The 26,151-nt window shown below is 65.8% G+C and carries 30 protein-coding genes and 1 tRNA gene; 10 read left to right on the top strand and 21 right to left on the bottom strand.

Features of this window, described 5'->3' with window-relative positions; all coding sequences use genetic code 11:
• Window positions 1-174 precede the first annotated feature (174 nt).
• The 6 genes from ACFV2O_RS17370 (at window position 175) to ACFV2O_RS17345 (ending at window position 5,928) form a co-directional block, all read left to right on the top strand.
• A complete protein-coding gene (locus tag ACFV2O_RS17370) occupies window positions 175-1,632 on the top strand; it encodes an MFS transporter (RefSeq protein ID WP_379252658.1) in 1,458 nt (485 codons plus the stop codon).
• A gap of 118 nt (window positions 1,633-1,750) precedes the next feature.
• Window positions 1,751-2,488, top strand: coding sequence for a GNAT family N-acetyltransferase (locus ACFV2O_RS17365; RefSeq protein ID WP_379252657.1), 738 nt, complete (start codon window positions 1,751-1,753; stop codon window positions 2,486-2,488).
• Window positions 2,489-3,021: 533 nt separating this feature from the next.
• Window positions 3,022-4,206: a cytochrome P450 gene (locus ACFV2O_RS17360; RefSeq protein WP_379252656.1), complete on the top strand. Its 1,185-nt coding sequence runs from the start codon at window positions 3,022-3,024 to the stop codon at window positions 4,204-4,206.
• A gap of 101 nt (window positions 4,207-4,307) precedes the next feature.
• Window positions 4,308-4,928: a TetR/AcrR family transcriptional regulator gene (locus ACFV2O_RS17355; RefSeq protein WP_379252655.1), complete on the top strand. Its 621-nt coding sequence runs from the start codon at window positions 4,308-4,310 to the stop codon at window positions 4,926-4,928.
• Window positions 4,925-5,728 carry an SDR family oxidoreductase gene (locus tag ACFV2O_RS17350; protein ID WP_379252654.1) on the top strand — a complete coding sequence of 268 codons (804 nt, stop codon included), beginning with the start codon at window positions 4,925-4,927 and terminating at the stop codon, window positions 5,726-5,728. Before ACFV2O_RS17355 ends, ACFV2O_RS17350 begins: the two co-directional genes overlap by 4 nt.
• A gap of 126 nt (window positions 5,729-5,854) precedes the next feature.
• Window positions 5,855-5,928, top strand: a tRNA-Pro gene (locus ACFV2O_RS17345).
• A gap of 43 nt (window positions 5,929-5,971) precedes the next feature.
• Here the strand turns inward: ACFV2O_RS17345 and xerC (ACFV2O_RS17340) are convergent.
• From xerC (ACFV2O_RS17340) to ACFV2O_RS17315, 6 genes are read right to left on the bottom strand one after another with little or no spacing between them, the layout of a single operon-like run.
• Window positions 5,972-7,243 (bottom strand): tyrosine recombinase XerC, encoded by a 1,272-nt coding sequence (gene xerC / locus ACFV2O_RS17340; RefSeq protein WP_379252853.1) that lies wholly within the window; start codon window positions 7,241-7,243, stop codon window positions 5,972-5,974.
• The gene (locus ACFV2O_RS17335; protein ID WP_379252653.1) at window positions 7,243-7,470 is read right to left on the bottom strand and encodes a helix-turn-helix domain-containing protein; all 228 of its coding nucleotides are present in this window, start codon (window positions 7,468-7,470) and stop codon (window positions 7,243-7,245) included. Before ACFV2O_RS17335 ends, xerC (ACFV2O_RS17340) begins: the two co-directional genes overlap by 1 nt.
• Before the next feature lie 2 nt (window positions 7,471-7,472).
• A complete protein-coding gene (locus tag ACFV2O_RS17330) occupies window positions 7,473-8,105 on the bottom strand; it encodes a helix-turn-helix transcriptional regulator (protein ID WP_379252652.1) in 633 nt (210 codons plus the stop codon).
• A complete protein-coding gene (locus ACFV2O_RS17325; RefSeq protein ID WP_379252651.1) occupies window positions 8,102-8,812 on the bottom strand; it encodes a hypothetical protein in 711 nt (236 codons plus the stop codon). The genes ACFV2O_RS17330 and ACFV2O_RS17325 overlap by 4 nt, the downstream gene beginning before the upstream one ends.
• Entirely contained in the window at window positions 8,809-9,843 is a 1,035-nt protein-coding gene (locus tag ACFV2O_RS17320) for a hypothetical protein (RefSeq protein ID WP_379252650.1), read from the bottom strand. Before ACFV2O_RS17320 ends, ACFV2O_RS17325 begins: the two co-directional genes overlap by 4 nt.
• Complete coding sequence (locus ACFV2O_RS17315; protein WP_379252648.1) at window positions 9,840-10,601, bottom strand: helix-turn-helix domain-containing protein; 762 nt, start codon at window positions 10,599-10,601, stop codon at window positions 9,840-9,842. The genes ACFV2O_RS17320 and ACFV2O_RS17315 overlap by 4 nt, the downstream gene beginning before the upstream one ends.
• Before the next feature lie 214 nt (window positions 10,602-10,815).
• Here ACFV2O_RS17315 and ACFV2O_RS17310 point away from each other — a divergent pair, with 214 nt between their 5' ends.
• The gene (locus ACFV2O_RS17310; protein ID WP_379252647.1) at window positions 10,816-11,658 is read left to right on the top strand and encodes a sigma-70 family RNA polymerase sigma factor; all 843 of its coding nucleotides are present in this window, start codon (window positions 10,816-10,818) and stop codon (window positions 11,656-11,658) included.
• Between the two features lies 1 nt (window position 11,659).
• On the top strand, window positions 11,660-12,490 hold the full coding sequence (locus tag ACFV2O_RS17305) for a protein phosphatase 2C domain-containing protein (protein ID WP_379252646.1): 831 nt from the start codon (window positions 11,660-11,662) through the stop codon (window positions 12,488-12,490).
• A gap of 510 nt (window positions 12,491-13,000) precedes the next feature.
• Here the strand turns inward: ACFV2O_RS17305 and ACFV2O_RS17300 are convergent.
• From ACFV2O_RS17300 to ACFV2O_RS17240, 13 genes are all read right to left on the bottom strand, one after another.
• Complete coding sequence (locus ACFV2O_RS17300) at window positions 13,001-13,987, bottom strand: restriction endonuclease (protein ID WP_379252645.1); 987 nt, start codon at window positions 13,985-13,987, stop codon at window positions 13,001-13,003.
• Window positions 13,988-14,428: 441 nt separating this feature from the next.
• Window positions 14,429-15,640 (bottom strand): tyrosine recombinase XerC, encoded by a 1,212-nt coding sequence (xerC, locus tag ACFV2O_RS17295; protein WP_379252644.1) that lies wholly within the window; start codon window positions 15,638-15,640, stop codon window positions 14,429-14,431.
• The gene (locus ACFV2O_RS17290) at window positions 15,640-15,858 is read right to left on the bottom strand and encodes a helix-turn-helix domain-containing protein (protein WP_280240656.1); all 219 of its coding nucleotides are present in this window, start codon (window positions 15,856-15,858) and stop codon (window positions 15,640-15,642) included. The genes xerC (ACFV2O_RS17295) and ACFV2O_RS17290 overlap by 1 nt, the downstream gene beginning before the upstream one ends.
• A gap of 10 nt (window positions 15,859-15,868) precedes the next feature.
• The gene (locus ACFV2O_RS17285) at window positions 15,869-17,569 is read right to left on the bottom strand and encodes a replication initiator (RefSeq protein WP_379252852.1); all 1,701 of its coding nucleotides are present in this window, start codon (window positions 17,567-17,569) and stop codon (window positions 15,869-15,871) included.
• Window positions 17,570-17,571: 2 nt separating this feature from the next.
• The gene (locus ACFV2O_RS17280) at window positions 17,572-18,588 is read right to left on the bottom strand and encodes a hypothetical protein (protein WP_379252642.1); all 1,017 of its coding nucleotides are present in this window, start codon (window positions 18,586-18,588) and stop codon (window positions 17,572-17,574) included.
• Entirely contained in the window at window positions 18,585-19,214 is a 630-nt protein-coding gene (locus tag ACFV2O_RS17275) for a hypothetical protein (RefSeq protein ID WP_379252641.1), read from the bottom strand. The genes ACFV2O_RS17280 and ACFV2O_RS17275 overlap by 4 nt, the downstream gene beginning before the upstream one ends.
• Entirely contained in the window at window positions 19,211-19,375 is a 165-nt protein-coding gene (locus ACFV2O_RS17270; RefSeq protein WP_379252640.1) for a hypothetical protein, read from the bottom strand. The genes ACFV2O_RS17275 and ACFV2O_RS17270 overlap by 4 nt, the downstream gene beginning before the upstream one ends.
• Complete coding sequence (locus ACFV2O_RS17265; protein ID WP_379252639.1) at window positions 19,372-19,548, bottom strand: hypothetical protein; 177 nt, start codon at window positions 19,546-19,548, stop codon at window positions 19,372-19,374. Before ACFV2O_RS17265 ends, ACFV2O_RS17270 begins: the two co-directional genes overlap by 4 nt.
• Window positions 19,545-19,874, bottom strand: coding sequence for a hypothetical protein (locus ACFV2O_RS17260; protein ID WP_379252638.1), 330 nt, complete (start codon window positions 19,872-19,874; stop codon window positions 19,545-19,547). Before ACFV2O_RS17260 ends, ACFV2O_RS17265 begins: the two co-directional genes overlap by 4 nt.
• On the bottom strand, window positions 19,871-21,193 hold the full coding sequence (locus tag ACFV2O_RS17255; protein WP_379252637.1) for a hypothetical protein: 1,323 nt from the start codon (window positions 21,191-21,193) through the stop codon (window positions 19,871-19,873). Before ACFV2O_RS17255 ends, ACFV2O_RS17260 begins: the two co-directional genes overlap by 4 nt.
• A gap of 1 nt (window position 21,194) precedes the next feature.
• Window positions 21,195-21,476, bottom strand: coding sequence for a hypothetical protein (locus ACFV2O_RS17250; RefSeq protein ID WP_379252636.1), 282 nt, complete (start codon window positions 21,474-21,476; stop codon window positions 21,195-21,197).
• Between the two features lie 22 nt (window positions 21,477-21,498).
• On the bottom strand, window positions 21,499-22,158 hold the full coding sequence (locus ACFV2O_RS17245; RefSeq protein WP_379252635.1) for a DUF2637 domain-containing protein: 660 nt from the start codon (window positions 22,156-22,158) through the stop codon (window positions 21,499-21,501).
• 2 nt (window positions 22,159-22,160) lie between these two features.
• On the bottom strand, window positions 22,161-22,589 hold the full coding sequence (locus ACFV2O_RS17240; RefSeq protein WP_379252634.1) for a hypothetical protein: 429 nt from the start codon (window positions 22,587-22,589) through the stop codon (window positions 22,161-22,163).
• Between the two features lie 158 nt (window positions 22,590-22,747).
• Here ACFV2O_RS17240 and ACFV2O_RS17235 point away from each other — a divergent pair, with 158 nt between their 5' ends.
• Window positions 22,748-23,485, top strand: coding sequence for a GntR family transcriptional regulator (locus tag ACFV2O_RS17235; RefSeq protein ID WP_379252633.1), 738 nt, complete (start codon window positions 22,748-22,750; stop codon window positions 23,483-23,485).
• A 65-nt stretch (window positions 23,486-23,550) separates the two neighbouring features.
• Here ACFV2O_RS17235 and ACFV2O_RS17230 read toward each other — a convergent pair whose 3' ends face one another.
• Window positions 23,551-24,438, bottom strand: coding sequence for a hypothetical protein (locus tag ACFV2O_RS17230; protein WP_379252632.1), 888 nt, complete (start codon window positions 24,436-24,438; stop codon window positions 23,551-23,553).
• A gap of 495 nt (window positions 24,439-24,933) precedes the next feature.
• On the opposite strand from ACFV2O_RS17230, the gene ACFV2O_RS17225 reads away from it, so the two are divergent.
• Window positions 24,934-25,098, top strand: a complete 165-nt coding sequence (locus ACFV2O_RS17225; RefSeq protein WP_379252631.1) for a hypothetical protein — start codon at window positions 24,934-24,936, stop codon at window positions 25,096-25,098.
• A 287-nt stretch (window positions 25,099-25,385) separates the two neighbouring features.
• Here ACFV2O_RS17225 and ACFV2O_RS17220 read toward each other — a convergent pair whose 3' ends face one another.
• Window positions 25,386-26,060 carry a hypothetical protein gene (locus ACFV2O_RS17220; RefSeq protein WP_379252630.1) on the bottom strand — a complete coding sequence of 225 codons (675 nt, stop codon included), beginning with the start codon at window positions 26,058-26,060 and terminating at the stop codon, window positions 25,386-25,388.
• Window positions 26,061-26,151: the final 91 nt, after the last annotated feature.

The raw sequence follows: 26,151 nt of genomic DNA, 5'->3' as shown, positions 1-26,151 counted from the left end.
CAAGAAAGCGTGTGATTCGGCGCCTCTCCGGCGCGCATGCCGGGCCATCGGCCATGAGATCGGGGCGATCCTAAAGCTTCCGATCGATTCGTCGCGGCTCGATACTTCCGGCATGCATGCGACGACCACCGGCGGCCGGATCAGGCCGGACGGCGGTGCGGGACTGGCGCCGAGTTGAGTCACTCACCGCAATCCTCGGTCACCCGCCCACCGGTCATCCGCGATCGGGCTGCCGCTCTCTGGTGCTGCCTGGGGGCGGGCTTCGCGACGCTGCTCGACTCCGCGGCGGTCGCTTTCACGGCGCCGGACGTACGGTCGACGCTCGGTCTGGCGAACTCGGACGTGCAGTGGTACCTGGCGTCGTACTCGCTGACCTTCGGCCTCGGGCTCGCCCCCGCCGGGCGGCTCGGCGACGCGTACGGCCGCCGCAACCTGTTCGTCGCCGGACTCGGGCTTTTCCTCGTGGGCGCCGTCCTCTCCGCGTTCGCCCCCGGCGCGTGGCCGCTGATCGCGGGCCGGTTGGTGCAGGGTTTCGGCGCGGGGGTGATCAGCGCGCAGGTGCTCGGCGTCATCCAGGACGTCTTCACCGGAGCCGCCCGCCTGCGCGCTCTCGCGGCGTACACCACCGCGGGCGCGCTGGCCGCGATCGCCGGGCCGGTCCTCGCCGGAACGGCACTCTGGATGCTGCCGCCGGATCTGGGCTGGCGCGCCGTACTGGTGCTGCCCGTGCCGTTCACGCTCGCGACGGTCGCGCTCGGCCTCCGCGGGCTCCCTCGCGACGTCCGTGGGCGCCGCTCGACCGATCTGGACCTTCCAGGGATCGCGGCGCTCGGGCTGCTCGTCGTCATCGTCACGATCCCCGTCATCGATCCGGGTCTCCCCGCCCCAGCGGTCGCCGCCATCGTCGTCGCGAGCGGCCTTCTCGTCATCGGACTGGCCCTCTGGGAGCGCGCATACGCCCGCCGCGGCCGTCTGCCGCTGTTCGCGCCGCCCTTGATGCGCTCCCGGGGCTACGTCACGGGAAATGTGGTGGCGCTGCTGTGGTTCGGATCGATGCTCGCGTTCACCACGGTGAAGACGGTGTACTTCCTCCAGGTACACAAGATCCCCGCGCTGGTGGTCGCGCTGGCACTGATTCCCTCCGCGCTGGCCCGGATCTTCGCGGCGCGTTGGGGGCAACGGCTTTTCGCGGTCCACGGGTCCGTGGTCGTCGCCTACGGGCTCGTCGTCCAAACCGCCTGCATGGCGGCGACCGCCGCCACGACACTGTTCCTGGACGGGTGGACTCTGTTCCTCGTGCTGGCCGCGATCCAAGTCGCCTGCGGTCTCACCAGCGGTGTGGTGGAGCCGCCGCTGCGTGCGGTGACGCTGGCGTTCTCACCCTCGTCGTTGCACGGGGTGGCCGCGTCCTTCCTGCAGTTGACGCAGCGACTGTCGGCCACCTTCTGCATCGCCCTCACCACCGGCGTACTACTGGCATTCGGTGGAACCGCGTCGTCGGCGTCACTGGGCTGGGCGGTGCTGCTGTGCTTCGCGGCCTCGGCCCTGGCGACAGTGGCGGCGTTCGCGCCCGACTTCCGCACCGGCGCGAATACGCAGCAGACGTCGATGGTTTCGACACACGCGCGATGACCCGCCCGAGCCTCCACGCGGGTCGATGCGTCGGAATCGCGGTGAGCGCAACCCGTGTCGGGTGATCGTGCGCCTCGCTAACGTTCTCTCGTCGGACGCTGTTGTGGAGGAGTGCGCGGTGACCACTGATTCGATTGTCGACGTCGATACCTCGCTACACCCGCTCGACGACCCGGTGCGGGCGTCGCTGCGTGGCGAACACCGCCGGTTCGCCGGCTGGGTGGGCCGGATCGGCCGCTACGACCCGGAGGTCGCCAGGTTCGTCGGCCACCCGCCGGTGCTGGACGAACGAGACTGGGCCGACCTGGCCACACTTCTCGGGCCGGGCGGCAGCACCGCGTTGCGCGGCTACGGCCACGTGCCGCCCGAGGGCTGGACGGTCCTGAACCAAATGGACTCGGTGCAGATGGACGGCACCGCCCTGCGCGTCGCCCACGACCCGGAACTGGAACCGCTGACCGCGGCGGACGTGCCCGAGATCCTCGAGCTGATCGCTCGCACCCAACCCGGCCCATTCGCTCCGCGCACCATCGAGATGGGCACGTATCTGGGGCTGCGGGTCGACGGCACGCTGGTGGCGATGGCCGGAGAGCGCATGCACCCGCCGGGCTGGACCGAGATCAGCGCCGTGTGCACCGACGGCGGATTCCGTGGCCGCGGCTTCGCCACGCGCCTGGTCCGCGCGGTCGGCGCGGGCATCCGCGCGCGGGGTGAGACACCGTTTCTGCACGCTTCCGCCGGCAATACGTCGGCGATCCATTTGTACGAGACGCTGGGATTCACGCTGCGCAAACGTTCGAAATTGACTGTCGTGCAGGCCCCTGCGCAGTCGTCGCCCACGAGTGTCATGGTTTGACGCACCACGTCGGGGGTGATCAGTTCACGCTTTGTTAGAGATGCGTTTACAAATATTCATGCCCGGGCAGAACCTCGCGGATGCGAATGTCTCGCGGGGCATGACTGTCTCGAATTGCTCGCGCTGCGAAGGGCGACAGACCTGGGTATGCTCCCCTTGTTAGGCGAATTACGCTGCGGTCGAACACTTTTGGCAGACCGGTCGGTATGACGGCCGGGTTCGGCCGTGGCGCCGAATGCCGGCGGCGTAAGCAGGGGAGCTCAGAAGTGTCGAGGTGGCACCGGGTACACGGATCGCCAGGATTCACGATCCGGTCGGCAGGCCTGCGACTATTTTCACCCACTGCGTGTCGTCGGTCTCTCGCACACGCTTTCCTTCGGTAGCCGACCCGGCTATTCCGCGCAGGGCCGGATTCGCGTACGCCAGAGAAGTCGTGCGGATTCCGCTCTCGATCGTGCATTTCCTTTCCAGGAGCCTGTCTTGACTGATCCCTCGTCTCTTGCGCTGCCCTTCGATCGCCACGGTGCGCGCGGGTGAAGCTGTATTCGAACGAGTTCGCGGCCGACCCGCACGCCGCATACCGGCGGATGCGCAGCGATCACGGCCCGCTCGTCCCGGTCGAAGTAGCGCCGGAGGTGCCCGCGACATTGATCATCGATTACCGCACGGCATTGGACGTGCTCACCGACGCCGTGCATTTCTCGGCCGATCCCAGCGAATGGGAACAGAACGTGCCGGAAGGATGTCCGGTGCCGTGGGCGATGCGCTGGCGGCCGGACGCGTCGCGGACGGCGGGAGAGGAGCATGCTCGCTACCGGAACGCCGTCACCGGCAGCCTCGATCGCATCGACCTGCACACGCTGCGCGACACCGTGGAACGCACCGCGCTGTCGCTGATCAACGGTTTCTGCGCGGCCGGTTCGGCGGATCTGCTCAGCCAGTACGCGATCCCGCTCACCGTCAGGGTGCTGGAAGAGGTATTGGGATTCCCGCCGGAGGTCCGGCAGAACGCCTACACGGCGATGATGAGCCTGCGCGACGCCGCCGACGAGGCCTCGGCGGAGGCGAGCCATCGAACGCTCGCCGCGGCGATGCTCGAGGTGATCTCGGCCAAACGCGCGGCGCCCGCGGCGGATGTGGCGTCCTGGCTGGTACAGCATCCGGCTCGGTTGAGCGAAACCGAACTCGTGCAGCAGATGGCCTCGTTGTACACCACGGGCGCCGAACCGACGTGGAACCTCATCGCGGTCACCGTGCTGTTGCTGATGACCGATGAACGATTCGGCGGCGAACTGCTCGGCGGAGCGCTGTCCACCCGGGACGCCATCGACGAGGTGCTGTTCACCGATCCTCCCACTGCGAATTCCTGCGTGCGATACCCGAACCAGCCGCAGATCGTCGGGAATGTGTGGCTGCCCCAGCACCAACCGGTGTTGATCGGTTTGGCGGCGTGCAACAACGATCCCGCGGCGGTGGCAGGCGAGCGCCAGGGCAACCGGTCACACCTGGCCTGGGGCGCCGGGCCACACACCTGTCCCGCCCAGTCGGTCGCCATGGTCATCGTCCAGGAAGCGCTCGACCAACTGCTGGACGCCCTTCCAGAGATCCGGCTGTCGGTGCCCGCCGACGAGCTGGAGTGGCTGCCGAGCTCCTTCCACCGCGCACCGGCGGCCGTTCCGGTGACCTTTCCGGCGTCTCCACCCCTGGCGTTCGGTTGACAGCGACGGGGCGGGTCGCGGTGCGAGGCAACGCACCTCGACTATCCACCGAGCGTCTAAAACAATTAGCCATTTGTAAAATAATGACCTAATCTGAGTATGTGGCGACACACCGCACACCTGATCCCGCTCACCGCGTCCGCGACGCCGAACGCACCAAACGCTGCCTGCTGGAGGCCGCTTTGGAGGAGTTCGCCGCCAAGGGCTACGCCGGTGCACGGGTGGGTGACATCGCCCAGCGGGCCGGTGTCAACAAGCAGTTGATCACCTACTACTTCGGCGGCAAGGAAGGTCTCTACCGGGCGCTCCAGCAGAACTGGCTGGAGCGCGAGGCCGCCTTCAGCGATCCGGCGCTGCCGTTGGCGGAGGTGGTCACGAACTATCTCCGCGACGGTCTGCGCGACCCCCGCGGCATCCGCTTGCTCATGTGGCGGGGATTGTCCGATGCCGCGCCGACCGGTACGCACCCGATCTCCGAGACCGACATCGCCGAGACCACGCGCCGGCAAGAGCGCGGCGAGGTCGCCGCCGACCTCGACCCGGCCGCGTTCCAGCTCGCGGTGATGGGGATGGTCATCGCCCCACTGCTGCTGCCGGTCCAGGTTCGCGAACTGTTCGGCGTGGAGGCCCAGACCGCCGAATTCGAGCAGCGCTACGGCGAACAGTTGCGCCGCATTCTCGCCCATCTCACCGATTCCCGCTCCGAAGGAGATATTTCATGACCTACCTCGTCACCGGCGTTCGCGGTCTCGTCGGCCGGACCGTCGTCGACCAGCTGCGCGCGGCCGGAAAACCGGTGCGCGCGGCCAGCTCTCGCCCCGCCGAGACCACCGTGCCGGACGATATCGAACTCGTCGGACTCGACCTGACCGACCCGGAATCGGTCACCGCCGCGCTCGCGGGTGTGGACAAGGTCTTCTGCTACGCCGCCGCGGAAGGCATCGGCAACTTCATCGACGCCGCCGAGGCCGCTGGTGTCGCCCACATCGCGCTGCTGTCGTCCATCGCGGCCGAGAACGACCAGAATCCCATCGGCGCAAGGCATCTCGCGGTCGAGAACCCGCTGCGCGCATCCGGCCTGCCGCTGACCGTCCTGCGGCCGGGAGCCTTCGCCGCCAACGCCCGCACCTGGTTTCCCACCATCAAGGCCGAGCGCGTCGTCCGCGTCCCCTTCCCCGACCTGCACCTGACCCCCATCCACGAGGCCGATATCGCCGACGCGGCCATCGCGGCGCTCGACGATCCCTCCCACGCGGGCAAGACCTACCCGCTCACCGGCCCCGAATCCCTGTCGCACCACCAGCAGGTCGCCGCCATCGCCGCCGCCCTGGGCGAGCCGGTCCGACTGATCGAACTGACCTATGAGGAAGCAGCCGACGTCTACTACCGCCCCGTCCTCGACATGTGGGCGAAGGCCGGCTCGGAACCGAGCCCGGTCGGCCCCACTTCCGAGTCGGTCACCGGCATACCCGCCCGCACCTTCGCACAATGGGCCGTAGACCACGCGGACGACTACCGCTGACCGCCACCCCTCCCCACCGGCGATCCACCCCGGCCAGCCCAACACTTCAACCCCCTCTGACCAGCCGATTAGCACCCCTCCAGCCTCGTGCGGTAATCTCTTCGAGCGCCCGCACAGCGGACGCAACGGGCTGTGGCGCAGTTTGGTAGCGCACTTGACTGGGGGTCAAGTGGTCGCAGGTTCAAATCCTGTCAGCCCGACAGAGAAAAACCCCTTCCGACCAGCGTCGGAAGGGGTTTTCTGCTATCTGGCTACCCGGAGACTTGGGACCACTTTGGGACCAGAACTGCCCTGTAGGTGCTGTGACAGCCTGTTCCCGTCATCCCGGAGGGCTTCTAGATCCGGGTGTAGGTATCGCTGGGTGATCCGTGGATCGGTGTGTCCGGCGATCCGTTGCAACCTGTGCAATGGCACGCCCGCGTCGGCGAACCAGGTCAGTCCGGTGTGTCGCAGATCGTGCCGCCGGAGATGCTCGTAGCCCAGCTGCGCGACAACCTCATCCCAGTGCGTTGCCTTCCGCAGGACGCCGGTCGCGATCCGGCCGCCCCGCGGCCCGACGAACAACCGCGCGTTCATCATCGCTTCTCGCCGGTCGTCGTCGCTCGCGTCTCTCAGAGCACGGTCGGAGTTCACGCGGGCGCGAGCGGCGTTGATCCGGCGCAGGATCACGGGCTGTATCTCCGCGATGAGCGGCATCGTCCGCGCCCGTTTGCCTTTCGTGCCTTTGTCCAACATTCCACCAGGGCCGGGAGTGGTCTGGCGCCGAAGCGTCCACACCCACTGATCGGTGTCGATGTCGCGCACCCGACACCCGGAGACCTCACCAATTCGGGTCGCCGTGCACGCGGCGAACACCACCGCGTCGCCCCATCCCTGATACCGACCGGCCGACGCGTCGACGAGCGCCGCAGCGAGCTGTTGCAGTGTCGCCCAGTCCGGCAGCGCCAGCGCCCGAGGATCGTCGAGTTCGTCCTCATGCCGCGCGAGCTGGTGTTGCCATCCCGTCACGTCGACACGGTTACGGTCGATGACCTCATCGCGGACGGCCTGGTTCAAAACCCGCGCCAGCGCGGCGAGCGTGTTCTTGATGGTGGACTGGCCGCACCCGTCCGCGATCCAGACAGACACCGCCCGATCGGCGAGGCCAGTCGTCATCATCGTCACCGGCAGGTGTCCGAGCGTCGGCACGATTCGGAGCCGCCAGCCCGCGCGGTACGGATCAAGCGTCTTGGGCTCCACACCGCGCATCGCGGTATCCCAGTGCACCTTCCCGTACTCCGCCAGCGTGGCCGTCGCGGTCTTCGGGTCGACACCACGAGCGGTCGCCTGCTCGATACGTTCGATCCAAGCCTCCGCTTCCTCGCGGGTGCTGAAGGACTCCGATTTGGAGGTCCGCCGTTTCGTCGCCGGGTCGGTCCACCGCACGCGCGCCCGGTGCGCGCCAGCCTTCCCACGGAACTCAATGTCACCGCGGATCGAGACCCCGAGCGGGATCAGCTGCACTTGGCCGTCCATCACGCCGCCGCCGGATCGATGCGCTTGTTCTTCAGATAAGCGATCAAGTCTGCGCCGCTGTAGCGGATCACCCGATCGGAGACCACAACGAACGGAGGACCTTGCGGAGGACGAGCGGTACGCCAACGGCGCAGACTGGAGGCATCCACACGGAGGAACACCGCCACCTCTTCGGTTGTGTACCAGGCCGACTCGTCGAGCTGCTGCCGCTGTTCGTCGCCGTTCATGGTTACGCCACTCCCCCGGTCTGAGTGCGGGCTTCCTGCTCGGCGATCCACGCTTCGATCACACTCTGGCGATAGACGCGGCGACGACCGAGTTTGAAGCTCGCCGGGCCGACGCCCTTGTGCGCCCAGTAACGCCAGGTAGCCGCAGGGATGCCAGTGAGGCCTTCGAGGTCGGCCGCCTGCAGGAAATTCTCGGTGGTCATGGTGGTGTCTCCGTTTCGGTGCGGTGCGGTGGTTCGGGTGGTGGTGCGCTGGGTGAGGGTGGGTGGTGCGTCCGGTGCGCTGTTGTCACATCCGGTGCGCGGGCTGGTGCGCGGCGCACCGGCGGGTGTCGCTTGGTGCGCACCGCTGTCGCGACTGGTGCGTTGCGTGGTGCGCACGCTGTCGCCCCTGGTGCACACGCTGTCGCTTGATGTGTCACAGTTGGTCGGGTCGGCGGCGACTCCAGTCGTTGCGTGCTGGCCGGTGGTCTCGCATGTCCCGAGCGCGTAGCCCTGTGACCTGGCGATATCCACGGCTCGGTTGTCGGTGTCGGCTGCTGTCGCCTGCTGTGCACCGCTGTGCCGCCTGCTGTCACACGTGGTGCGCACCGTGTCGCCTGCTGTCACATCGGTGGTGCGTAGTGGTGCGTTCATGCGACGCCCCATGGGGTGAGGACCGGGATGTTCGGGTCGGTGAGGTCGTCGTAGTCGACGGCGGCGACGGTCAGTGCACCGTTGTCGAGTACGCCGTGGCGGGTGAGTGTGTCGATGGTGCGCAGTACGGTGTCTGGTTCGGTGTCTCCGGTGCACACGTACAGCAGGCCGTCACACAGGTCGGTGGCGGTGCGGATGGTGCGCACCAGCGTTTCGGCGAGTTTGCTCGGCGTGGTCGAGTTGCCGACGTCGACCTTGACTCCGACCGTTGCGCCGCCGAGGGTCAGCTGCCCGTCGTAGGGGAACGCACCGCGGTATTGGTTGTCGTAGCGCAGTTCCCGTTCCGAGCGCCAGTCGTAGAACCCGGTCGCGCCTAACGCGATCCGGACTTTGGCGATGGCACGGCCACGGGCTGACCACAAACGGGAAGGCTGCCAGTCCGGCATCGGGTGGCCGAACACCCGCACCACGGCCGCGCGGGTCGGCACGATCCACTTCGGGCCGGTGTGGACCTTCATCAGCGGGTGCACCATTCCGCCGGCGCGCAACCGGCCCAGCATTTCGTAGACGTGGTTGCGGCCGGTGCCGAGGAACTCGGCCAGCACATCAGGTTGCATCGCACGGTGCTGCACCAGGGCATAGATGGTGCGGGACTCGCGGCCGGTCGCGTAGAAGTAGTCGTCGGTATCGCGGGCATAGAGGGTCATGGCAGGTCCTTGGAAGAGGCGGGAAGGATAGCGCCGGGTGCGGTGTTCTTGGCGGCGCGCAGGGCTTTGCGGTGGGTGAGGAAGCGGTTCCAGTCGCGGTCGAAGTCCCGCGCCACCAGCTGCATATCCAGGTCGTCGAACGCGGCCGGAAGCCGCTCGGCGGCGGCCATGATGGTCTTCTCCACCTCCCGGCCCCGGTACAGGTACAGGACCCCGGTCATGGGTGTGGGTTGTGCGTCGCGGGCGGCCCAGATCGCGCCACGCAGGGCCTTGTCCATGTTGGCGGCGCTTTTGGCGGTCAACTCGACCTCGACCGCCCACCACCCGTAGGTTCCGTCGACGACGCCGAGGAACCGGCCGTCGTGGATGTGCCCGAGCGTGGCGGTGCGGGAACGGGGTTGGCGCCGCTCCATTTCGGCCTCGTGCCGCAAGCGGCGTTCGGAGATCCAGTTGGTCAGGTCCGAGCCGTTGAGCATGATCCGGGCCTGGGCGACCGCGCGATAGTGCTCGCAGTGGTTGTTCGTCGGCTTCCACACCGTGTACGGCCGCCAACCCAGGTACGACGCGGCCGTTTCGCCGGTCGGCACCACCCACTTCGCTCCGGCCTGGACCTCGACCAGCGTCGACTGCACGAGACGATCTTTACGCAGCTGCCGAACCAGGTTGTAGACCGTGGTACGCGGCAGGTCCAGAAACCAGCCCAGCACATCCACCTGCATGCCGTACATGTCCACCAGCGCGGTCGCCGCAACCGTGGAGCGAGCCGACAGTGACCTTCCAGACTGCTCCGCAAACAGTCGCTGGACCGTCGTGCGTGGAAGCCCGATGCGTTCGGCGATCTCCCTGCTGGTGTGTCCGGATTCGTGCAGTGAATTCGCTTCGCCGAGCACGACTTCGACCTTGCGGGCAGGGATGCGCAGCTGCCGCGCGATCTGCTGGTAGGTGGCTCCGAGGTCACGTAGTTCCCGGATGCGCCGGTCACGTTCGGCAGCTCCCCCAGCCGCATGAATCTTCCTGTTGTGGTCGGTCATCGGCTGCGCTCCACCCGGGGCCAGGACGCGCGGAGCCGGTCGTACTCCTCCATGGTTTGGTACTGCGGGCGGTAGCGCGGCACCTCGACCGGCGTGGACTGCTGCGCCTGCTCGGCGTGCAGCTGCGGGTGGATGTCGGCTTCCTTGATCGGCGCTGACGCCGCGGCGTGATCGGCCAGGGTCTGCGCGCGTTCGTCATCACGGGCGCTGCGTGGACGGGTGAGTCCCAGTTGCTGGCGCATCTCGGCGGCCTGGGCTTGGATCTGCTGCTCGGCCCACCGATCCCACACCCGAGTCGGGTCGGTCGCGGCCATCCGCGTTTCCAGTGCTCGATGGGCGTCCGGCCACAACTGCGTTTCCGGGACCTTGACCATTTCCGACACCGCCGTCCGGTGACGCGAGTACGGAAGGCGGCCCTTCATGATCCACCGCTCCACCGTCTTGGCGTTGACCTCCAACTTCTCCGCCACCTGCTCCGGCGTCAGTCGCGCCCGGTAGATCGCCTCGCGCAACCCCTCGTTCGCGTCCGGCGAACGCCGCCGCGATTGACCGGGCCACAGCTCCTCGACGCTCGAACCGATCGCCTCGACCACTGCGTGGCGGTGCACCGGAAACGGTGGACGACCGTCCATGAGCCACCGCTCCACCGTCTTCGGGTCGACCCCGACCTTCTTCGCCAGCTGCTCCGAATTCACCCCGGCCGCCGTCATCGCCTGCCACAACCGATCGTTCGGCCGCCGCCGCTCTACACTGGACATGCTTCAAGGACTCCAATCTGATTGAGGCACCGAGCCGAGCGGGGGCCAACCCGCGGGGCTCCGAGTTCCCGGCGACTGCAATCGCCGGGGCTCTTTGGCCGGTTGATTTATCCCCCCTAAACCACGTTGGCCAAGTTGACCGCCTCGATTTAGCGGGGGTAAACCGAGGGTAGGTCGATCATCGCGTCGAGTCAAGAGGGCCTAAACTCTGCCTATGACCGAAGGTGATGAGTTCGACGCCGTGCGGAGCGATCCCAACCCGCTTCGGCGGGGGCGGCGCGCGACTGAGTTGATGACCATCTATCAACAGCGCGCCGTCGAGCTCGCTCGGCTACGACGCGTCGCGATCGACGAGGCGCACCGAGAACTCGGTCTCAACTACACAGACATTGCCGCGGAACTCGGCATCACCAAGGGGCGAGTGACGCAGATCAGGAACACCGCGCCTCCGGCAGAGAGAGCGTTCTTTGGCGTAGGGCCGGTCTCAGTCGGCATCCCTCGCCGATACGGCATGGAGGACGGACGTGAGCGACCGTTCTTCGACGCGACTGATTTGACGACGCAGGCAACGGTGGAATCTGTGCTCGGGCGGCTATCGCTCAGTTCAACTCGGTTCGCCATCGAGCCGACGCAGCTGGACCTTCCGGACGGTGACGTCGTCGTCATTTGTGGTCCGAAGTCTGCCCCGGTCGCCCGCGCACTCCTCGATGAGGATCCATTCCTAGACTTCACCCAGGATGAGGACCAGCGGTGGTGGATCAGAGATGAAAGCACCAAACGAGGCGCGCGGTACGACTCCCCATATCGTCGTGCAAAGCCGGTTCGTTCCGACGTCGGGTACTTCGCTCGGCACGCCCATGCCTCAAGGGTCGCGGTCCACGTCGCGGGAATCACAAGCGTCGGTTCCCTGGGGGTGGTCCATTGGCTGGACGAGCATCTACCAGACTTGTTCAGGGGAAACGAGGACAAGTCAGTCAGCGGCGTCGTGCAGTGCGAATTCACCGACGATTTCAGGGTGGAGGAAAGTCGCCTGATCGCTGGCCCCTACCCTTGGTGACATGGAGACCAGGTTCGAGCTGAGATCGGCGCAGCTGCCGGGGTCTTCAAACGAAGACCGCATCTACATGAGTGCTAACGCCGTCGTTGTGTTGGACGGCGCCACTTCCCATCGACCGAGCGAGGGACCGACGGGTGGACAGTACGCCGAGTGCCTTGGCGCGGCGCTAATTGACATCCTCACGGCCGAACCGCACACGACGGCCCTGGATGCCGTACTGGAGGAAGCTATAAGGCGGACAGTGGCAACACTTCGCCTTCCCGCAATGGCGAAAGTGTCTCCCTCTTGCACAGTCGCTATCGCTCGGCACCGATACGACGACGATGTGGTTGATTTATTGCTGCTTGGGGACTCAACGGTTGTCATCGGCCGCTCGGATGGGACCGAGCAGGTTGTCACGGACGACAGGATGAGCCAGCTGGATCTGCCGAAATCTCATGAGTACAGATCGCGCTTGAGACAGGGCTACGGATACGACGACACACACCGGGCGATCCTCGGTGCCCTGCAACAATCCGAGCAACTGCACCGAAACGAGCCCGGCGGATACTGGATCGCCGCAACCGATCCGCTCGCAGCTCGTCACGCTGTCACCTTCGCGTGCGATGGCCGGACGTTGCAGTGGGTGATTCTTGCGACCGATGGCGCGGTGGATGGGCTCGCATCAGTCGGCCTCGGCTGGCGGCAGGTTGCAACTGCTGCTGGCGACCCCGAACTGTTGAACCTACTTCGGCAGGCCGCCGAATGGGAGTCGGGAGTAGACCCACATGGACGGCTGCGCCCCCGGTCGAAACGGCACGATGACAAAACCGTTGCAGTCGTTCGCTTCTGACTCTGCCTGCCCCATCTCGGAGCTGGCCCGGGATTGGCTCGGGATCGGCCCGGGATTGGCCCGGGACGCGGTAGTCCCGACCAATCCCGAACGGCCCGCCTCGATCTCGCGTTGACCTGCGCCTTCGGCGCATGGCTCTCCCCTCACCCGACCCCGATTCTCTAGGGCTTCGCTGTTCCTAGAGAATCGGGGTCGGGTGAGGGGAGAGCCAGTGGGGGTCAAGTAGGTGGGGAAGTGGTGAGTTGGGGACCACAAAGAAGGGGGTGAGTGGGTAGTTGCGTTTGGGTGCAGATGTTGCGTTTAGAGCTGCGCGACCGGCGGTCGCGTGTTCGCGCGGCTGGCCGCGCTCAGTGCCGTGGCCGATCTGCGTTCGTAGCTGACGGTTTCCGGCAGGGGTGACGGGGTGGGTGCGGATGTTTAGCAGCGATAGGACGCGCAGAGATGGACCACAAGAGGAGAGTTCGGCGGGGACCGTTTTGATGGCTATGCGTCAATCTCAAGCGCGTCCTCTTAAGAAGTTCCTTGGTCTTCAACTGCATCAACAAGAAGGAGGTCCGTTAACCCTTGGTCGTCGGGTGACCAGAGCCCTGCCCCCGCCCTGACGAAAGATCGGCAAAGGTTTACGATCTTCGCTCTTCCGCCGAATTTGACCTTGGTTCTTTCAATCTCCGTCAATGACTCGAAGGCGTTCTCGGTGAATCCATATGTCGAGAGAAACAAACCTGCATCGCGACGCTCCCGCGCGACTACCTTGACAAATTCGCGGACAGAACTGTCTCCGACGCGCTTTCCTGATCGCCAGTGTTTCAGTTCAACAATATAGGTCTTCGGGCCAGATTCCGTGTTTAGTTCGACGACGATATCTTTGCCGCCGTCCTTCGATCCAGGCGTCAATTCGGCTGAAAACCCTAGGCCATCGAGAACCGTAGCCATCATGCGCTCTAGATCTCGCCATTCAAGCGCATCAAGTTCAGAGGGGTCTCTCGCTACTATTTTGGCGAATTCCTCGCTGACCCGCCGAATTACCGCGACGATTTTCGGCTCAGTCGGAGTGATCTCGTCAACTGCGCGCGCGAGATCTTGGAGTTCATCGCGCGCTAGTAATTGGACTCCGACGATGTGCCCAAGCGCTTGAGCTCTCGCTGCCGAGGTGAATCCAGTAGGGCTAACCAACAACATTCGATCGACCCTTGTCCGTTCAGCCAGGCTTATAGCTTGGAGAACCACCTCTCTGCCAGCCGGTCGCTCGTTCTTGTATTGCTTGTACTCGATGCCGATGCGTCCTTGCTGTGGCCCACCTGACCTAGCAACGCCTTCGAAGTCCAGTCCATGATCGGACGCACGTCCCACCCTCCTCGCCTGGATGTCGAAGCCCTGCGCCGCCATCAGTTCGGTGAGGATCGGTCGCAACCGCTCCTCTGCCTCCCGAGGGTGCAACTGATAGCACTCGTCGAGGAACCGCTTTGTTCGTTCGAAAAGACCTTGACCATCGGACATCCCGCCATTCTGGAGGACGGGGGAGCCAGGAGGGCAGATGGGGCTTACCTGCGCAGCCCGGGTGTGCGACATGCGTGCAAGATCCCTCGGCCGGAGCGTGAGGGACGGGGGACTGCCCCGGCGACGTGACCGCTTTCGCGCGCGAACCTCGACCAACGCAGTCAATACCAAAGACGCAGGTGGAGAACCCGTCTCAACCGTAGCCAGCCATGGCAAACGCCCAGCAGGTAGTCCGAGCTGTGCTTGGGACCAACTTGGGACCACACGCTACGTGCGTCCCTGCACAGCCAGCGCGTCGGAAGTCTGCGGGCCGTGCGCGTACCGTGCGTGACGTGCTCAAATGAGAGCCGGGGATAGCTGGGGGTCAAGTGGTCGCAGGTTCAAATCCTGTCAGCCCGACAGATGAGAAAGCCCCTCTGACCAGTGTCGGAGGGGCTTTCTTCATTCGCCGACCACCCGCAGAGCGGGACCAGAACGGGACCGCAAGTGCTCGGAGAGCTTGTCACCGGCCCCGGTGATCTCTCGACGATCCGGGTGGAGATACCGCTCCGTGGTCCGGCTGTCGGCATGTCCGGCGATCTTTTGGAGCACGTGCAGGCTCACCCCGGCATCGGCCATCCACGTCAGTCCGGTGTGTCGCAGATCGTGCCGACGCAGATGCTGGTAGCCGAGCTTGGTCACGACCTCATCCCAATGGGTGGCATCCCGGAGCACGCCTGTAGCGATCCGTCCTCCGCGAGGGCCGCGGAACAGCCGAGCGTCAGGGTTGTCGGTGCCGACGATCGCGATGCGCTGAGTAACCAGTTGCCGAACTTCTTCGATCAGCGGAACGTAGCGCGCCCGGTTGCCTTTGGTGCCCTTATCCTCCATGCCGCCCGGTCCGGGCGTTGTCTGCCGCCGCACTCGCCATGTCCAGGTATCGGTACCGATGTCACCGACCCGGCAGCCGGAGACCTCGCCGATGCGGGATGCTGTGCAGGCAGCGAAGATCACCACATCACCCCAGCCCTGATACCGATCCGCAGAACGAGCCACCAGGGCATCAGCCAGCGTCACCAACGCCGACCAGTTGGGCAACGCCAGCGACCGCGGATCATCCAACTCGTCCTCGATCTGCTGATAAAGCTTCTGCCAACCACGCACCCGCGCCGGGTTCGTCTCCCGAATCGCGTCCCGCACAGCCTGTTCCATCACCCGCACCAGCACGGCGAGACTGTTCTTCACCGTCGACTTACCGGCGCCGTCGTTGATCCAGCCGACCACCGCACGATCCACCGCACCATTGGTCAGCATGGCCACCGGAAGATGCCCCAGCGTCGGCACCACGCGCTTGCGCCAGCCGGCCATGTACGGGTCGGTGGTCTTCTTCTCCAGACCCCGCAACGCCAACTCCATGTTCGCTTCGCCATAGTCCGACAGGCGCATTGTCGCCGTCTTCGGGTCGATCCCCTGGGCTGCCTTCCGCTCCAGACGAGCAATCCACGCCTCAGCCTCTTCCCGAGTCTCGAACGGCTCCGAGACCGCGGGGCGCTTCTTTGTCACCGGATCAGTCCAGCGAACCCGCGCTTTGAACGGACGCCGACCGTAGTCCGACCGCTCTTCAATGTCGGCCGAAAGCCGCACGCCGACAGGAACATTCGCTCGCACAGCCATTACGCCGCCGCCTGGGACGGATCAGTGCGCCGACCTTGCAACCAGACCTCAATGTCCTCAGCGGCATACTTCACGACCCGCGGAGAGACCCGCACGAACGCAGGCCCACATGGAGGATTCGCGGTACGCCACCGCCGCAGGCTCGACGGATCGATACCGAGCAACAATGCCAGTTCCGCTGTCGAGTACCACTTGCCATCAACCAACCGTGTGTCCATCGAACCCCCCCTATGCTGCCTGCTGAATTGCCGAATGTTCCTGCTGCGCTGGGGGCCCCGCCGCAAGTAAGGCGTTGGTGTATTCCGCTCGCCATTTCGTGCGTTGAGCGATCGCGGCCAGGATCAGGTGATCCCGCGGTGGCGCGGACTGGTCGCCGGGTTCGACGGGTCGGATGATCAGGTGGCTGGTGTCGGGTTTGTGGATGCCGACGGAGGCCAGCAGTTGCCGAACGAACTCCGCGCGATCGGCCTTGTGATCCGGCAGCGTCTTGCCCGACCAGCGGCGCGACACGAGCACGCGGCGGCCGGGAAGGCCGAGGGTGTCGCGGCGGTGTGCCTTGCCCTTGCACTTGCCGGGGATTGTTTTGTCGCTGGCGCCCTTCGGGACGATGCCGTACCGCAGCCACACCGCGCACCGCGGCGAGCACGGGGTGTGCTGGAGCTCCGCGTGCAACCGGTCGTAGTGGATCGCGGTGCGCGTCGACTCGGTCTCCAGCACTTCGCTGATCGACTTCGTCAGGTACTTCGTCACGTACCCGATCGCCCGGTCGGCCTTGTCGCCGGGGATGTAGCCCTTCATATCGCCGGGATCCATGCGGGCCCCGAACCGCACCGTGTACGCCGGTTCCAGATCATCCACCGCATCCAGCACGTCCATCGCGTCGTCCCAGCCGGTCAACGCCTGCCCAGAGTCGGGGTCCACGAACGTCATCGCCCGGTAGTCCCACACCGGCATCTTCTCCCCCGAGTACACCTCGTTGTCGGGGTCGAAGTGCGGCCACCACACCTGGTGATACGTCGCCGCGGTCACCATCCGCAGAATCTCCCGAGAAATCACACCCCGCAGCAACAGATGCAGGTGCGGGGCACCGCGCTTCTGCGGTTCGACGGTGGCGAAGTACTGCACGTCATAGCCGACGCAGCGACGCAAGTTCTGAATCCAGCGATCGACCAGCTTGGAGAAGAACACGATGTCGCGCGCCGCCCGCGCATAGTCGTAGCTGTCCGGGTTGCGGGGTGAGCCGTCCGAGCACGGCTTGCCCTCGGCGTCCACTGCGCCGTCTTGGTTGATGGCGCCGTAGGAGGGCATGGTGAGGGTGACCATCATCGATGACCGGTAGCCGCCGATCAGCCGCCCGATCGTGTGCCGTTCGACCTTCTTGCGCGGCAGGTCCGGCACGTCCTGACGCCGCTTGGTCGACCGGGAACGCCGCTTACGCTCGGTCGGGTCCAGCGGTGGGATGGGGCCCCGGAAACCGGAGTCCCGGAGATCGCGGTCCAGGCTGCCGACCAGGTCGCCGATGGCGTCGGCCATTTCGTCGTCGCCGGTGTCGCGGGCTTGTCGGTACTGCTGGGCCAGATCCGCGCGGGCGGTGAGCAACTCGGTTTGGGTGTCGGAGGGGTCGCGGGTTTCCTCGACCGGTTCGGTTTCGGCGTGCCAGCCTTCGCGGCATTGGGTCATCCGCAGCCAGCGGGCCTTGTCCGCGCACGGCTTGCACACCGACGCGACGGTGGACTTGCACGGCGAGCCGACGTACTCGACCTTGCCGGTCCGCGGGTCGAACGAGCGCATCGTCACCGGCCGCACGCACACCCCGAACTTCTCCGCCGCAGCCTCCGCGACGTCCATGAAGTTCGGAAGCGCCCGCCGTTGTGCCGCGGTCTGCCGGTCCGTTGCAGGCTCGTCGTTGTTGTCGAGATCGACAGGCATGGTCACGCCGCCTCCCTATCGTCGTCGTCTTCGGTGACCGGGGCCCCAGAGATGCAGCCGTACGGGGAGCACCCCCCGGTGTCGGGGTCGTCGGGGTCGAGGTCGTCGAACAGGTCCAGTTGCCGGTCTTTCCACTCCCCGCGGGTGACCCGGTCGATCGGGGCGAGCTCCAACGGCACACAGGAGCGGTGCAGGAACGCCTGCCCGCGCAGGGGTTCGCCGCGGGCCCCGCCCTTGCGGATGGCGTGGTCGAACTCGACCGCATCCGCCCACTCCTCCGGCCGTTCATCGCGCATCTGCCGCCAGTAGGCGTTGTTGTGGTGCGGGCAGCCGATGCAGTCGCTACTGACGACGTCACCCCAGCCCGCGCGCCGCAGATACCGCAGGCAGTCCTTGCGCGACATCCCGAGTTCCAGCAGCGGGAACCGTTTGATGGTGTAGGCGTTCTCCCGGCGGTCGTTGACCCGATAGATCTCGTCGGTGCTGAATCCGATCCACTGCTCAGCGACCCGGCCTTTGGGGACGCGGCGGTAGTGGGGTGCTGGGGCCCCTAGCAGCATCCGCACCGCCCGGTTGATCGGGGCGATCTTGTAGCGGTAGGTGCACTGGCGACGCCCGATCCCTTCCCGTTCCCGACGCGTGGCGGGACGTTCCCGATACCCGACGATCGCCTCCCGGCCGTCGCTGTCGGTTTCGGTGATTTCCTCGCGCACCATCGTGTCTTCGGGGGCGAGGGTGAAGTACGGGATGGACACGAACCGCTTGCTTGGATCCAACGTGTCCTTACGCAGGTGACCGTTGCTGACGCGGTGCAGCGGGATACCGGCCTTGGTGAACTCCGCTTCCAGCCGTTCGACTTGCCGGTAGACCGCCGGCCTCTCCCATCCCGTGTCGGCGAAGATCGCGCCATCCAGGCCGGACAGTTCACCCCGGCAGGCCATCAACGCCAGAGTGGTGGACTGCACACCAGCACCCAGGGACAGCAGACGCAGTGTCGGGACAGTCGTGGTGGTGTTCATGCCGCCCGCCCTGGTCCTTTGGTCCAGTGATCGACCCGCGGCAGGATCACGGTCTCGGCCAGGGAATCGGCGCGGCGGAAGGCGAGCTCGACCGTGCCGGGGCCGGTGATGGTGGCGCGGCAGTCCAGGGCCCCGAACGCATGCGCCAAATGCGACACGCGGTTCTCGAAATCGGCGGGGCAGTGCCCGTCGAGCATCCGCACCCGAACCCGATCCGTCACCGGGCCGATCTCCACTCCGAGCAGGCGTGGGATGAACATGCGGTCGCCGCGGTCGATGCTCAGGTGGCAGGCCGTCATCAGCTTGGCCCACCGCCGCTGATAGCGGTGCCAGGTCAGGAACCGGGTACGGGCCCGCCGCGTTACCCAGCGGTCGAAGGTCTCCGGACGCCGAAGCCGCCAGAGGGTGAGTCCCGCGGCGGACACCCCGACGACCACGAGGGCCGCGGCCGGTCCGTAGAAAGCGCCGGCCACGACGGCGAGGACGATCGGGACGGAGAACATCGGGAACAGCACCGCCCACCACACCGTCACACCGGCCGTGAGGAACGCCCACCAGGCGAGGTTGAGCACGGCCAGCCCGATCAGGTCGAACGGGTCACGCTCGTTGCGGGTTTTCGTGGTCACGACTGGTCTCCTTGCTGGGGATCGAACAGTGACAGTTGCCCCGAGCACGGGGCGTGAATGTCTTTGCGGGGACGCCGCTTGCGGCTGCTCACCTGGTCGGCGGCCGCTTGCACGATCGGATTGACGTCCGGGGCCCCGCTGGTCTCGGGGTTGCTGGTCATGCCGCCCAGTCCCCGCCGTCGAAGCCGTCGCCGTTGTCCCACAGCGGGACAAACCCGGTCTCCGCGAACAGATGAACCGCGATGCTCACCGGATCAGCACCACGGCGTTCGAGCTGGCAGCGTCGGCGGGCTTGCAGGTCGATGACGTTGTCGTCGTAACGGTGGTTGCTCATGGTTGGGCCTCGATTTCGGGGACGCCGCACACGTCGCAGGTGCGGGAACGGGTGGAATTGCCCAGCGGCCACACCGTGGTACGCCAGGACTCAGGGAAGGAATGGCCGTGCTCGACGCACCGGTTGGTCGCCTGGCAGCCGTCGCAGACGACCTTGTCGCCGTCGTAGACCCAGCCGACACCGCCCGCGGAATGAACGGTCAGATAGGCGATGGCCTGGGTGATGGAGTCGAAGCAGATCGCTTCGTTCTCGCCCTCGGTGTAGTGGTCGCCGCAGGTGTCGCAGTACACGACCACGTGCTGTTCGATGACCAGTCCGCGTTTCATGCCGCCACCGGCCCGTCTTCGGACTCATCACCCAGGTTGTCGGGGTCGAAGTCGCTGTAGTCGGCTTGGGGCGCGAGGTCGATGTCGTGGCCGCGGGAGGCGTAGTGCTCGCACAGGTCGGCGATGTCCTCACGGGAGACGAAGTACGAGCGCGCTCGTACGATGTTCGGTGTCCCGTCTTCGCGGACGTAGGCGACACCGGGTGTGGTGTAGGGGATTTCGTCGCAGCGTGCGCCACGCTCCCGGGCGGAGTCGCCGTGCACCATGCCGATCTGGGTCTTCTCATCCAGACGCAGGCCGATGCGGATCGGGATCAACTGACGTTGCGGCAGAGTGTCTTTCGACGGGTCCTGCACACAGGTGATCACGCAGATCCCCGGCGCCCGGCCCTGGGTGAGCAGCTTGCCGTAATGACGGTCGAACTTCTTCATGGCGTCGGGTTCGGCGTAGGACGTCATCGCCGCCGCCTCGTCCACGATGATCACGATCAGCGGCTCATCCACCGTCGGGACGTGCTTCTCGATACCGGCTTCCATGCACCGCGCCGCCCGCTCCAGCATGAGGGCTTCGGCGTCGGCCATCATCGCGACGATGCCCTCATCGGTGTACTCGAAGCGGGTCAACAGCGCTTTGCCGCGCCCGAACTCCATACCGCCCTTCGGGTCGGCCACCCACAACTCCACCAGGCCCGAAGCGATGGCCGGGGCGAGTCCGGCGATGATCGCCCACACCAAACCGCCCTTACCGGCGTTGGTGCCGCCCGCGATCAACAGATGCCGATACAGCAGCGCTAGGTACCAGGTGCCGCCGTCTTCGAGCACGCCGACGGGGATCGCCTCCAAGTCCACGCCGTTGTGGACCCCCGACACCTTTGTCGGGTCCGCGAGCGTGTCGAACACCCGCAGTTGAAGACGAACCACCCCCGGATCAGGGAAAACCACGGTCACCTTCGGCACCGCCAGCACTTGCGCGAACGCGTCGAGGGCGTCCTCACCGGCCCAGTCCTTACGGGTCTGACCGGCCATCATCAGCAAGTCGATCTGCAAGCCGTAGTCGGTGTACACCCAGTCCTCCAGCGTCGGGAACCCGCTGTCGACCGAGCCGAGCCCCAACGCGGCGAACATGCACGGCCGCTGCCGAGGATCAGCGACCACCAGCACCGCCGTACGCAGCTCGACCGGAGCAGCCGCGACAATCTCACGAGCATCACCAGCCGGTTGTACGGACGTACCGAACGAGGCCAGCGACCGCAGCCACCACACCGCCGACGCCCCCGTGCACAGACCGCTGGCGAGCATCACCGTTCCCGCGATACTCATCTCAGAACCCCCAACCCTGCGGGCCGCGCTCCAACTCGCAGAACAGGCGGCACCCCTCCGGGGCTGGAGCCGGAGCCTTCTCGAACTCCGGCCGACCGAGACCGGCGTCCTCGCAGAACATCACGCACCGGGGCGGAGCCGGAGCCGGGGCCCCGTAGGTGACAGACACCGACGAGGACGACGCAGCGGCCGGGACCAGCGGGGCTGGAGCATCCCCGGGCCGATCGACCAGCACCCCGACACCGGCCAGCACGGTCACGAGCGCGGAAACACTCGTCGCCACAGCAGGAACAAAAGCAGTCATCTCAACCCCCAACAGGGACAGCGATCGGCAGCATGGTCTGGACCGGTCGCGAAGAACGAACAGGAATTTGCACCGGCGCGTCAGGCACCGGGCGAAGCTCAGCCGCTCGCACCGGCTCAGGCACCGGCAACGGGCCAGGCTCGGGCTGGGGCTCAGGGACCGACACCGGTTCCGGCTCAGGCTCAGGTGTTGCCTGCTCTGCGGCAGGCTCGACCACGGGAGCCGCAGCCGGTTCAGGTGCCGAATCTCGTTGTGCTGCACGGATCAGCAGCGCCAACCCGTGTGTGTCGGCCAGCAGGGAAATCGGGGCGATCGCCGCCACCAGCGCCGAAGCCCACCATGGCAGTTCCCGCCCCGCGGCGACCGCGTGCAGCGAGTTGCCCGCTACGGAGACGACCGAGCCGATGACCAGGACTGTGACGAAGAACCGGCGTTCCGGAGCGTTGGCCAGGACCAGCACTCCGAACGTGGCCAGCAGGATCGTGCCGTCCACGATCAGCGGGAACAGCCACGCATCCGACGCCGGAATGTGCGCCAGGACCGCGAGGTCCTTCAGCGTGGCGAACGACAGCCGAAACGCCGCCGCGCCGACCGCGATGATGATGACCACGGCGGACCAGCGCGCAAGACGCATCCCCGCCGACTGATCCGCCGCACTCATCGTCAGGCCGCCTTCGGAGCCGTCTTGGCGCCGGAGTTGTCGCCCTTGATCCCGGTCGCGCGGATCGTCCAGCCGATCGACTTGAACTCACCCTGACCAGCAATCTTCGGCTTGACCTGCAACCCCTCCAGCTCCACCGGCCGCATCCCCCGCGCAATCTCCGGAGCCACCGGAACCGGCTGCACATCCGCGACGAACACCACGTCGAAACTCGCCTGCTTCGCGTTCGCCGCCGCCGGATCGGTGACCGTGCCCTTCCACAGCCGCTTCCCCGTGCCGTTGCCCTCCGCATCCAGATCCAGCCGCTGACGCTTCGGCGCGTTGCGATCGGAGCTGAACTCCGTCACCGGCGCGATCTCCCCCAACAGGAACAGACCCATCGGGAACGCGTCCTCGAACGCCGGGGTGAACCAAACATCCTTCAGTGCCATCGCTCAATCTCCTTGCTGCTGCGTACTTCCCAGCTGACTCGACTTGCACATCCTGTGCATACACAACAGCGTATACACAGCTGCGTATACGCACAAGCGTTTTGCGTATACGCAGTTGTAAGGAGGGTTGACAACTCAAGTCGTCACAGCGCGGACCTGTGCGTATACGCAGTTGCGTATCATCAGTACAGACCGCGACGAAGAGGAGTGAGCACATGAGTGAGCCCGCGTACGTTTCCATCGCAGGGGAGATCGCACGGGACATCCGCAGCGGCGCTCTGCCTGCCCGGACGCAGCTACCGAGCTACTCCGAACTGGCGAAGCAACACAGCGTGTCCGAGATTGTCATCCGGAAAGTCATCGACCTGTTGTTGCGCCAGGGACTCGTCTACACCATCGAACGCCGAGGAACATTCGTCGCGGCCCGCCCGACACTGGTGCGCGTTTCTCCGGAACGGCAGATGGAAGACCCCGAGGTCACCTTCGGCAACGAGGCAGCAGGAAGCGAGGAAGAGGTGCGGATCGAACGCGAATCATCGACAGCACCCGCGGACGAAGAACTCGCCGCGCTGCTGGGGATCACCCCAGGCGACGATGTTGAGCACATCATCACGATGGCGTCGGAGAAAGGACGGCCCATCTCGATCTCCGACAGCTACCAACGGCCGGGCACGGACGTAGCCGCCGCGGCCATCCTCGAGGAGACTCTTGCCGACCGGCCGCCGGTGCCGACACACGCCGTATGGCTCGAGGTGCCGTCAGGCGAACTCGTCAAGTCGGTCCATCAGCGCTTCCTTGCGGCCGATGGTGAAGTACTGATGATCTCGGAGGTTTCATACCCACGAGACCGCTACGACTCGTTCGTTTTCCGGATGGCGCTCGATACGCAGTCCTGACTCATCGCAATGCAAGCGTGGCCCGATCGCACCATCGATCGGGCCACGCTTCGTTCCGAACCTAACTAACCGCGGCGGACCCAACCTTGCGCCACGTCAGCGAGGTTCCACCAGGAGACAAACTCTGTGTCCCACGAGTCCATCGTCCAGCGGTCCGACAGCCGGTCGAAGAAGGCGTCGTCACCAGTCTTGCCGCCCTTCGGTTCGCCCACGTAGATCAGACGGCGACCTCCACGTGCCTCGAACAGTTCCAACGCTTCCGACGCCATCGGGTTACCCCAACCGGGTGGCCAGCATAGGAAAAGTACCGAATCACCATTCAGCTCAGTGTTGAAGTCTTCGAGGCCGCCGACGGGATACCAGGCGTCACGTTGACCTTCCGACTTTGGAAATGACGCATTCGAGGCCTTGTCCGGCGGTTCGGAGTCGAAGGCCCGTACGTCTACCTCACCATTGGTGAGCAGTCGTGCCCAGTAGCCACGGCCTGCCCCCAGCTCGACAACCGTATGCCCTTCGCTGAAGGCCTTCACCCACTCGAGCGTCTCCGGTGACGGGATCGCATAGGCGTAGACGCTCTGCAAGATCGTCTGGACGAAGCCCAGTCGGACGCTCCCCTTCGCACTTCCGCCGTTGACGACTCGCCGTGCTCCGTCCACTCCGACCGAAGGCGCCACGATGTCCCAGTACGGGTTCCCCGAAGACTGCCCACCGGTCATGTAGTGCACGAACCTCAGGTCGAACGCTGCATCAGCCTCCGCATCGCCGGTTCCCGACAGCATCGGCGCAGTGTCCAAGTACTCAGCCACCCTCGGATACTCGGCCTTCAGCCGCAGCTCGTTGCCGAGCAGTTCGGCCAGTTCCGTTCGACGCTCCGGCGTCAGCGCGAGACCAGTCATACGCTCGATTCTCCTGACGCGCCTTGGCTTGTGCGGGTTGTTGCCGAATTTCGCCATACAGCAACAAGAGCGCCCCGGCGGCGCTTCGCGCCGCCGCCGCGCTGCGACGCGCAGCGCGGTTCCCTGAACGGCGGTCACCGCGGCGCGTCGGCGCGTCGGCGACACTCGGCCGCCGGGGCGCAGTAAGCCTCTCTAGCCACTTTTCGAACATCCTCGCAGTGCTGGGCGCGACGAGAGCCGTACCCGACTTACCTCCCGCAGTCGAGCACGAATCGGCCGGGCACTCTGCCCGATCCACCGGCCGTGGTCCCGTGGAGCTCCGGACACGTTCACGAGCAGGTCACCGCAGTCAGCCGAGCGGGGCCCCGCCGGGTCACCAGTTCCTCTCCGGCCGGGGCGGTCTGACTGATCCGAGGGCTATCACGCCACCAGCGGGCATCAAGAGCGCCTACGGCGTCACTACGTGATGGCTGGCGCCACTCCTGACACCCACCGGAGCCGTGATCGAGACGCCCTCAGCCAGACCACCCCAACCGGAGAGGAACCCGCGAGATGACCACCAAGCCCACCACCTGCCAGCTCCGCGGATGCGACAACCCCGCCGCCGTCCCGTTCACCTCCAAGTACGGCCCGCAGGACCAGGTCACCTGGCACTGCATCCCGTGCAATACCCAGCACCACCGCAACCTCGAGATCCTCGACCGCTACCCGTACTGACCCGGAGGGGGCTTCGGCCCCCTTCCCCTGTTGCCGAACTACTGAGCGCCCTTCGGCCGCTTGGCCCCGCTGTGTGGTGGCCTGCATTGTGTTCACGCGCCCCTCCAGCGTCAAGAGCGCCTACGGCGTCACTCCGTGATGGCTATCGCCACTCTTGACCCCGGAGCCTCTACGCGCGAAAGGCAGGCAGATTAGGGGCAGGCGCAGCCAGCCCACCTCTGGGTGCAACCCACCGCACAGCAGGGCCAGCGCCTCGGTAGTTGGTAGCGAATGTCCGGTTCACACGTCTAGGGGGCGATTCCTCGCCCGAAACGTCGCGGGATCCCGGCTTGATCCAAACCCGGCACGACGTAATTCATCGTCGGTCGACGCGCGAAGGTCTCCGGGTCCTCCCGTTTCAGAGATTCACGAACCTTCGACGTAACTCCCTCGATCTCGGCATGGAGGTCGTTCACCAGATTCCTGGCAAGATCCCGGCAGACAATCGCAGCCTCAGTACCAACCGGGAGTCCTTGCATCGTAAGGATGCCGACGCCAATAAGCGGCTCTTCTTGCCCGTCTTGAGGCTGTACAGCGCCACAGATCATTACTGCCTCAAACGGGCTCACCGAGTGTGCAATGTGCTTGTCCCGCATGTCACAGATGAACTTATGGATCTTGCGCGCTTCACCAGGCGCAGCCTGAGGAATCCGGTCGAGCGCCGCGGTCTCAAGTTTGCCCCTCACCCCTGTACCAAAGCACCGGCTGTAGGCAACGGCCGCCGCTGAGAACAGTGCCTGCCGCTCCACCCACAACGCCTGTCCGTCGTCCGGCTGATCTAGCAGTGCTCCCAGCCGATCGAAGCATTCAGCTGCAAACTTCAGGTCCTCCACAATTCCGACTAGGTCATACAGCTTGTCGACATGTGGGACATCCTCGATGTTCACCATTGGGAACGACCCGTCTTCTGCTGGCTCGCTCACTACCACCCCACTCTTCCCGCCGACTGATCCCAGTGTCGCCACCGAGCACCAACAAATACCACGAACTCCACCCGGCATCCAGGGGTTAGCC

The organism is Nocardia sp. NPDC059691, assembly GCF_042733915.1.
GTDB classification, from domain to species: Bacteria; Actinomycetota; Actinomycetes; order Mycobacteriales; family Mycobacteriaceae; genus Nocardia; species Nocardia sichangensis.
The sequence above is the reverse complement of the archived record's forward strand: the minus strand, read 5'-3'. Positions and strand labels throughout refer to the sequence as shown.

What these genes read in the sequence shown, in the direction of transcription:
- ACFV2O_RS17245 (WP_379252635.1), bottom strand. Translation starts at nt 22,158, where the DNA reads ATGAGTGCGGCGGATCAGTCGGCGGGGATGCGTCTTGCGCGCTGGTCC.
- ACFV2O_RS17315 (WP_379252648.1), bottom strand. Translation starts at nt 10,601, where the DNA reads ATGTCCAGTGTAGAGCGGCGGCGGCCGAACGATCGGTTGTGGCAGGCG.
- ACFV2O_RS17280 (WP_379252642.1), bottom strand. Translation starts at nt 18,588, where the DNA reads ATGAACACCACCACGACTGTCCCGACACTGCGTCTGCTGTCCCTGGGT.
- ACFV2O_RS17290 (WP_280240656.1), bottom strand. Translation starts at nt 15,858, where the DNA reads ATGGACACACGGTTGGTTGATGGCAAGTGGTACTCGACAGCGGAACTG.
- ACFV2O_RS17325 (WP_379252651.1), bottom strand. Translation starts at nt 8,812, where the DNA reads ATGACCCTCTATGCCCGCGATACCGACGACTACTTCTACGCGACCGGC.
- ACFV2O_RS17300 (WP_379252645.1), bottom strand. Translation starts at nt 13,987, where the DNA reads ATGTCCGATGGTCAAGGTCTTTTCGAACGAACAAAGCGGTTCCTCGAC.
- ACFV2O_RS17285 (WP_379252852.1), bottom strand. Translation starts at nt 17,569, where the DNA reads ATGCCTGTCGATCTCGACAACAACGACGAGCCTGCAACGGACCGGCAG.
- ACFV2O_RS17240 (WP_379252634.1), bottom strand. Translation starts at nt 22,589, where the DNA reads ATGGCACTGAAGGATGTTTGGTTCACCCCGGCGTTCGAGGACGCGTTC.
- ACFV2O_RS17260 (WP_379252638.1), bottom strand. Translation starts at nt 19,874, where the DNA reads ATGAAACGCGGACTGGTCATCGAACAGCACGTGGTCGTGTACTGCGAC.
- ACFV2O_RS17305 (WP_379252646.1), top strand. Translation starts at nt 11,660, where the DNA reads ATGGAGACCAGGTTCGAGCTGAGATCGGCGCAGCTGCCGGGGTCTTCA.
- ACFV2O_RS17310 (WP_379252647.1), top strand. Translation starts at nt 10,816, where the DNA reads ATGACCGAAGGTGATGAGTTCGACGCCGTGCGGAGCGATCCCAACCCG.
- ACFV2O_RS17225 (WP_379252631.1), top strand. Translation starts at nt 24,934, where the DNA reads ATGACCACCAAGCCCACCACCTGCCAGCTCCGCGGATGCGACAACCCC.
- xerC (WP_379252853.1), bottom strand. Translation starts at nt 7,243, where the DNA reads ATGGACGGCCAAGTGCAGCTGATCCCGCTCGGGGTCTCGATCCGCGGT.
- ACFV2O_RS17350 (WP_379252654.1), top strand. Translation starts at nt 4,925, where the DNA reads ATGACCTACCTCGTCACCGGCGTTCGCGGTCTCGTCGGCCGGACCGTC.
- ACFV2O_RS17330 (WP_379252652.1), bottom strand. Translation starts at nt 8,105, where the DNA reads ATGAACGCACCACTACGCACCACCGATGTGACAGCAGGCGACACGGTG.
- ACFV2O_RS17270 (WP_379252640.1), bottom strand. Translation starts at nt 19,375, where the DNA reads ATGACCAGCAACCCCGAGACCAGCGGGGCCCCGGACGTCAATCCGATC.
- ACFV2O_RS17335 (WP_379252653.1), bottom strand. Translation starts at nt 7,470, where the DNA reads ATGAACGGCGACGAACAGCGGCAGCAGCTCGACGAGTCGGCCTGGTAC.
- xerC (WP_379252644.1), bottom strand. Translation starts at nt 15,640, where the DNA reads ATGGCTGTGCGAGCGAATGTTCCTGTCGGCGTGCGGCTTTCGGCCGAC.
- ACFV2O_RS17320 (WP_379252650.1), bottom strand. Translation starts at nt 9,843, where the DNA reads ATGACCGACCACAACAGGAAGATTCATGCGGCTGGGGGAGCTGCCGAA.
- ACFV2O_RS17265 (WP_379252639.1), bottom strand. Translation starts at nt 19,548, where the DNA reads ATGAGCAACCACCGTTACGACGACAACGTCATCGACCTGCAAGCCCGC.
- ACFV2O_RS17230 (WP_379252632.1), bottom strand. Translation starts at nt 24,438, where the DNA reads ATGGCGAAATTCGGCAACAACCCGCACAAGCCAAGGCGCGTCAGGAGA.
- ACFV2O_RS17255 (WP_379252637.1), bottom strand. Translation starts at nt 21,193, where the DNA reads ATGAGTATCGCGGGAACGGTGATGCTCGCCAGCGGTCTGTGCACGGGG.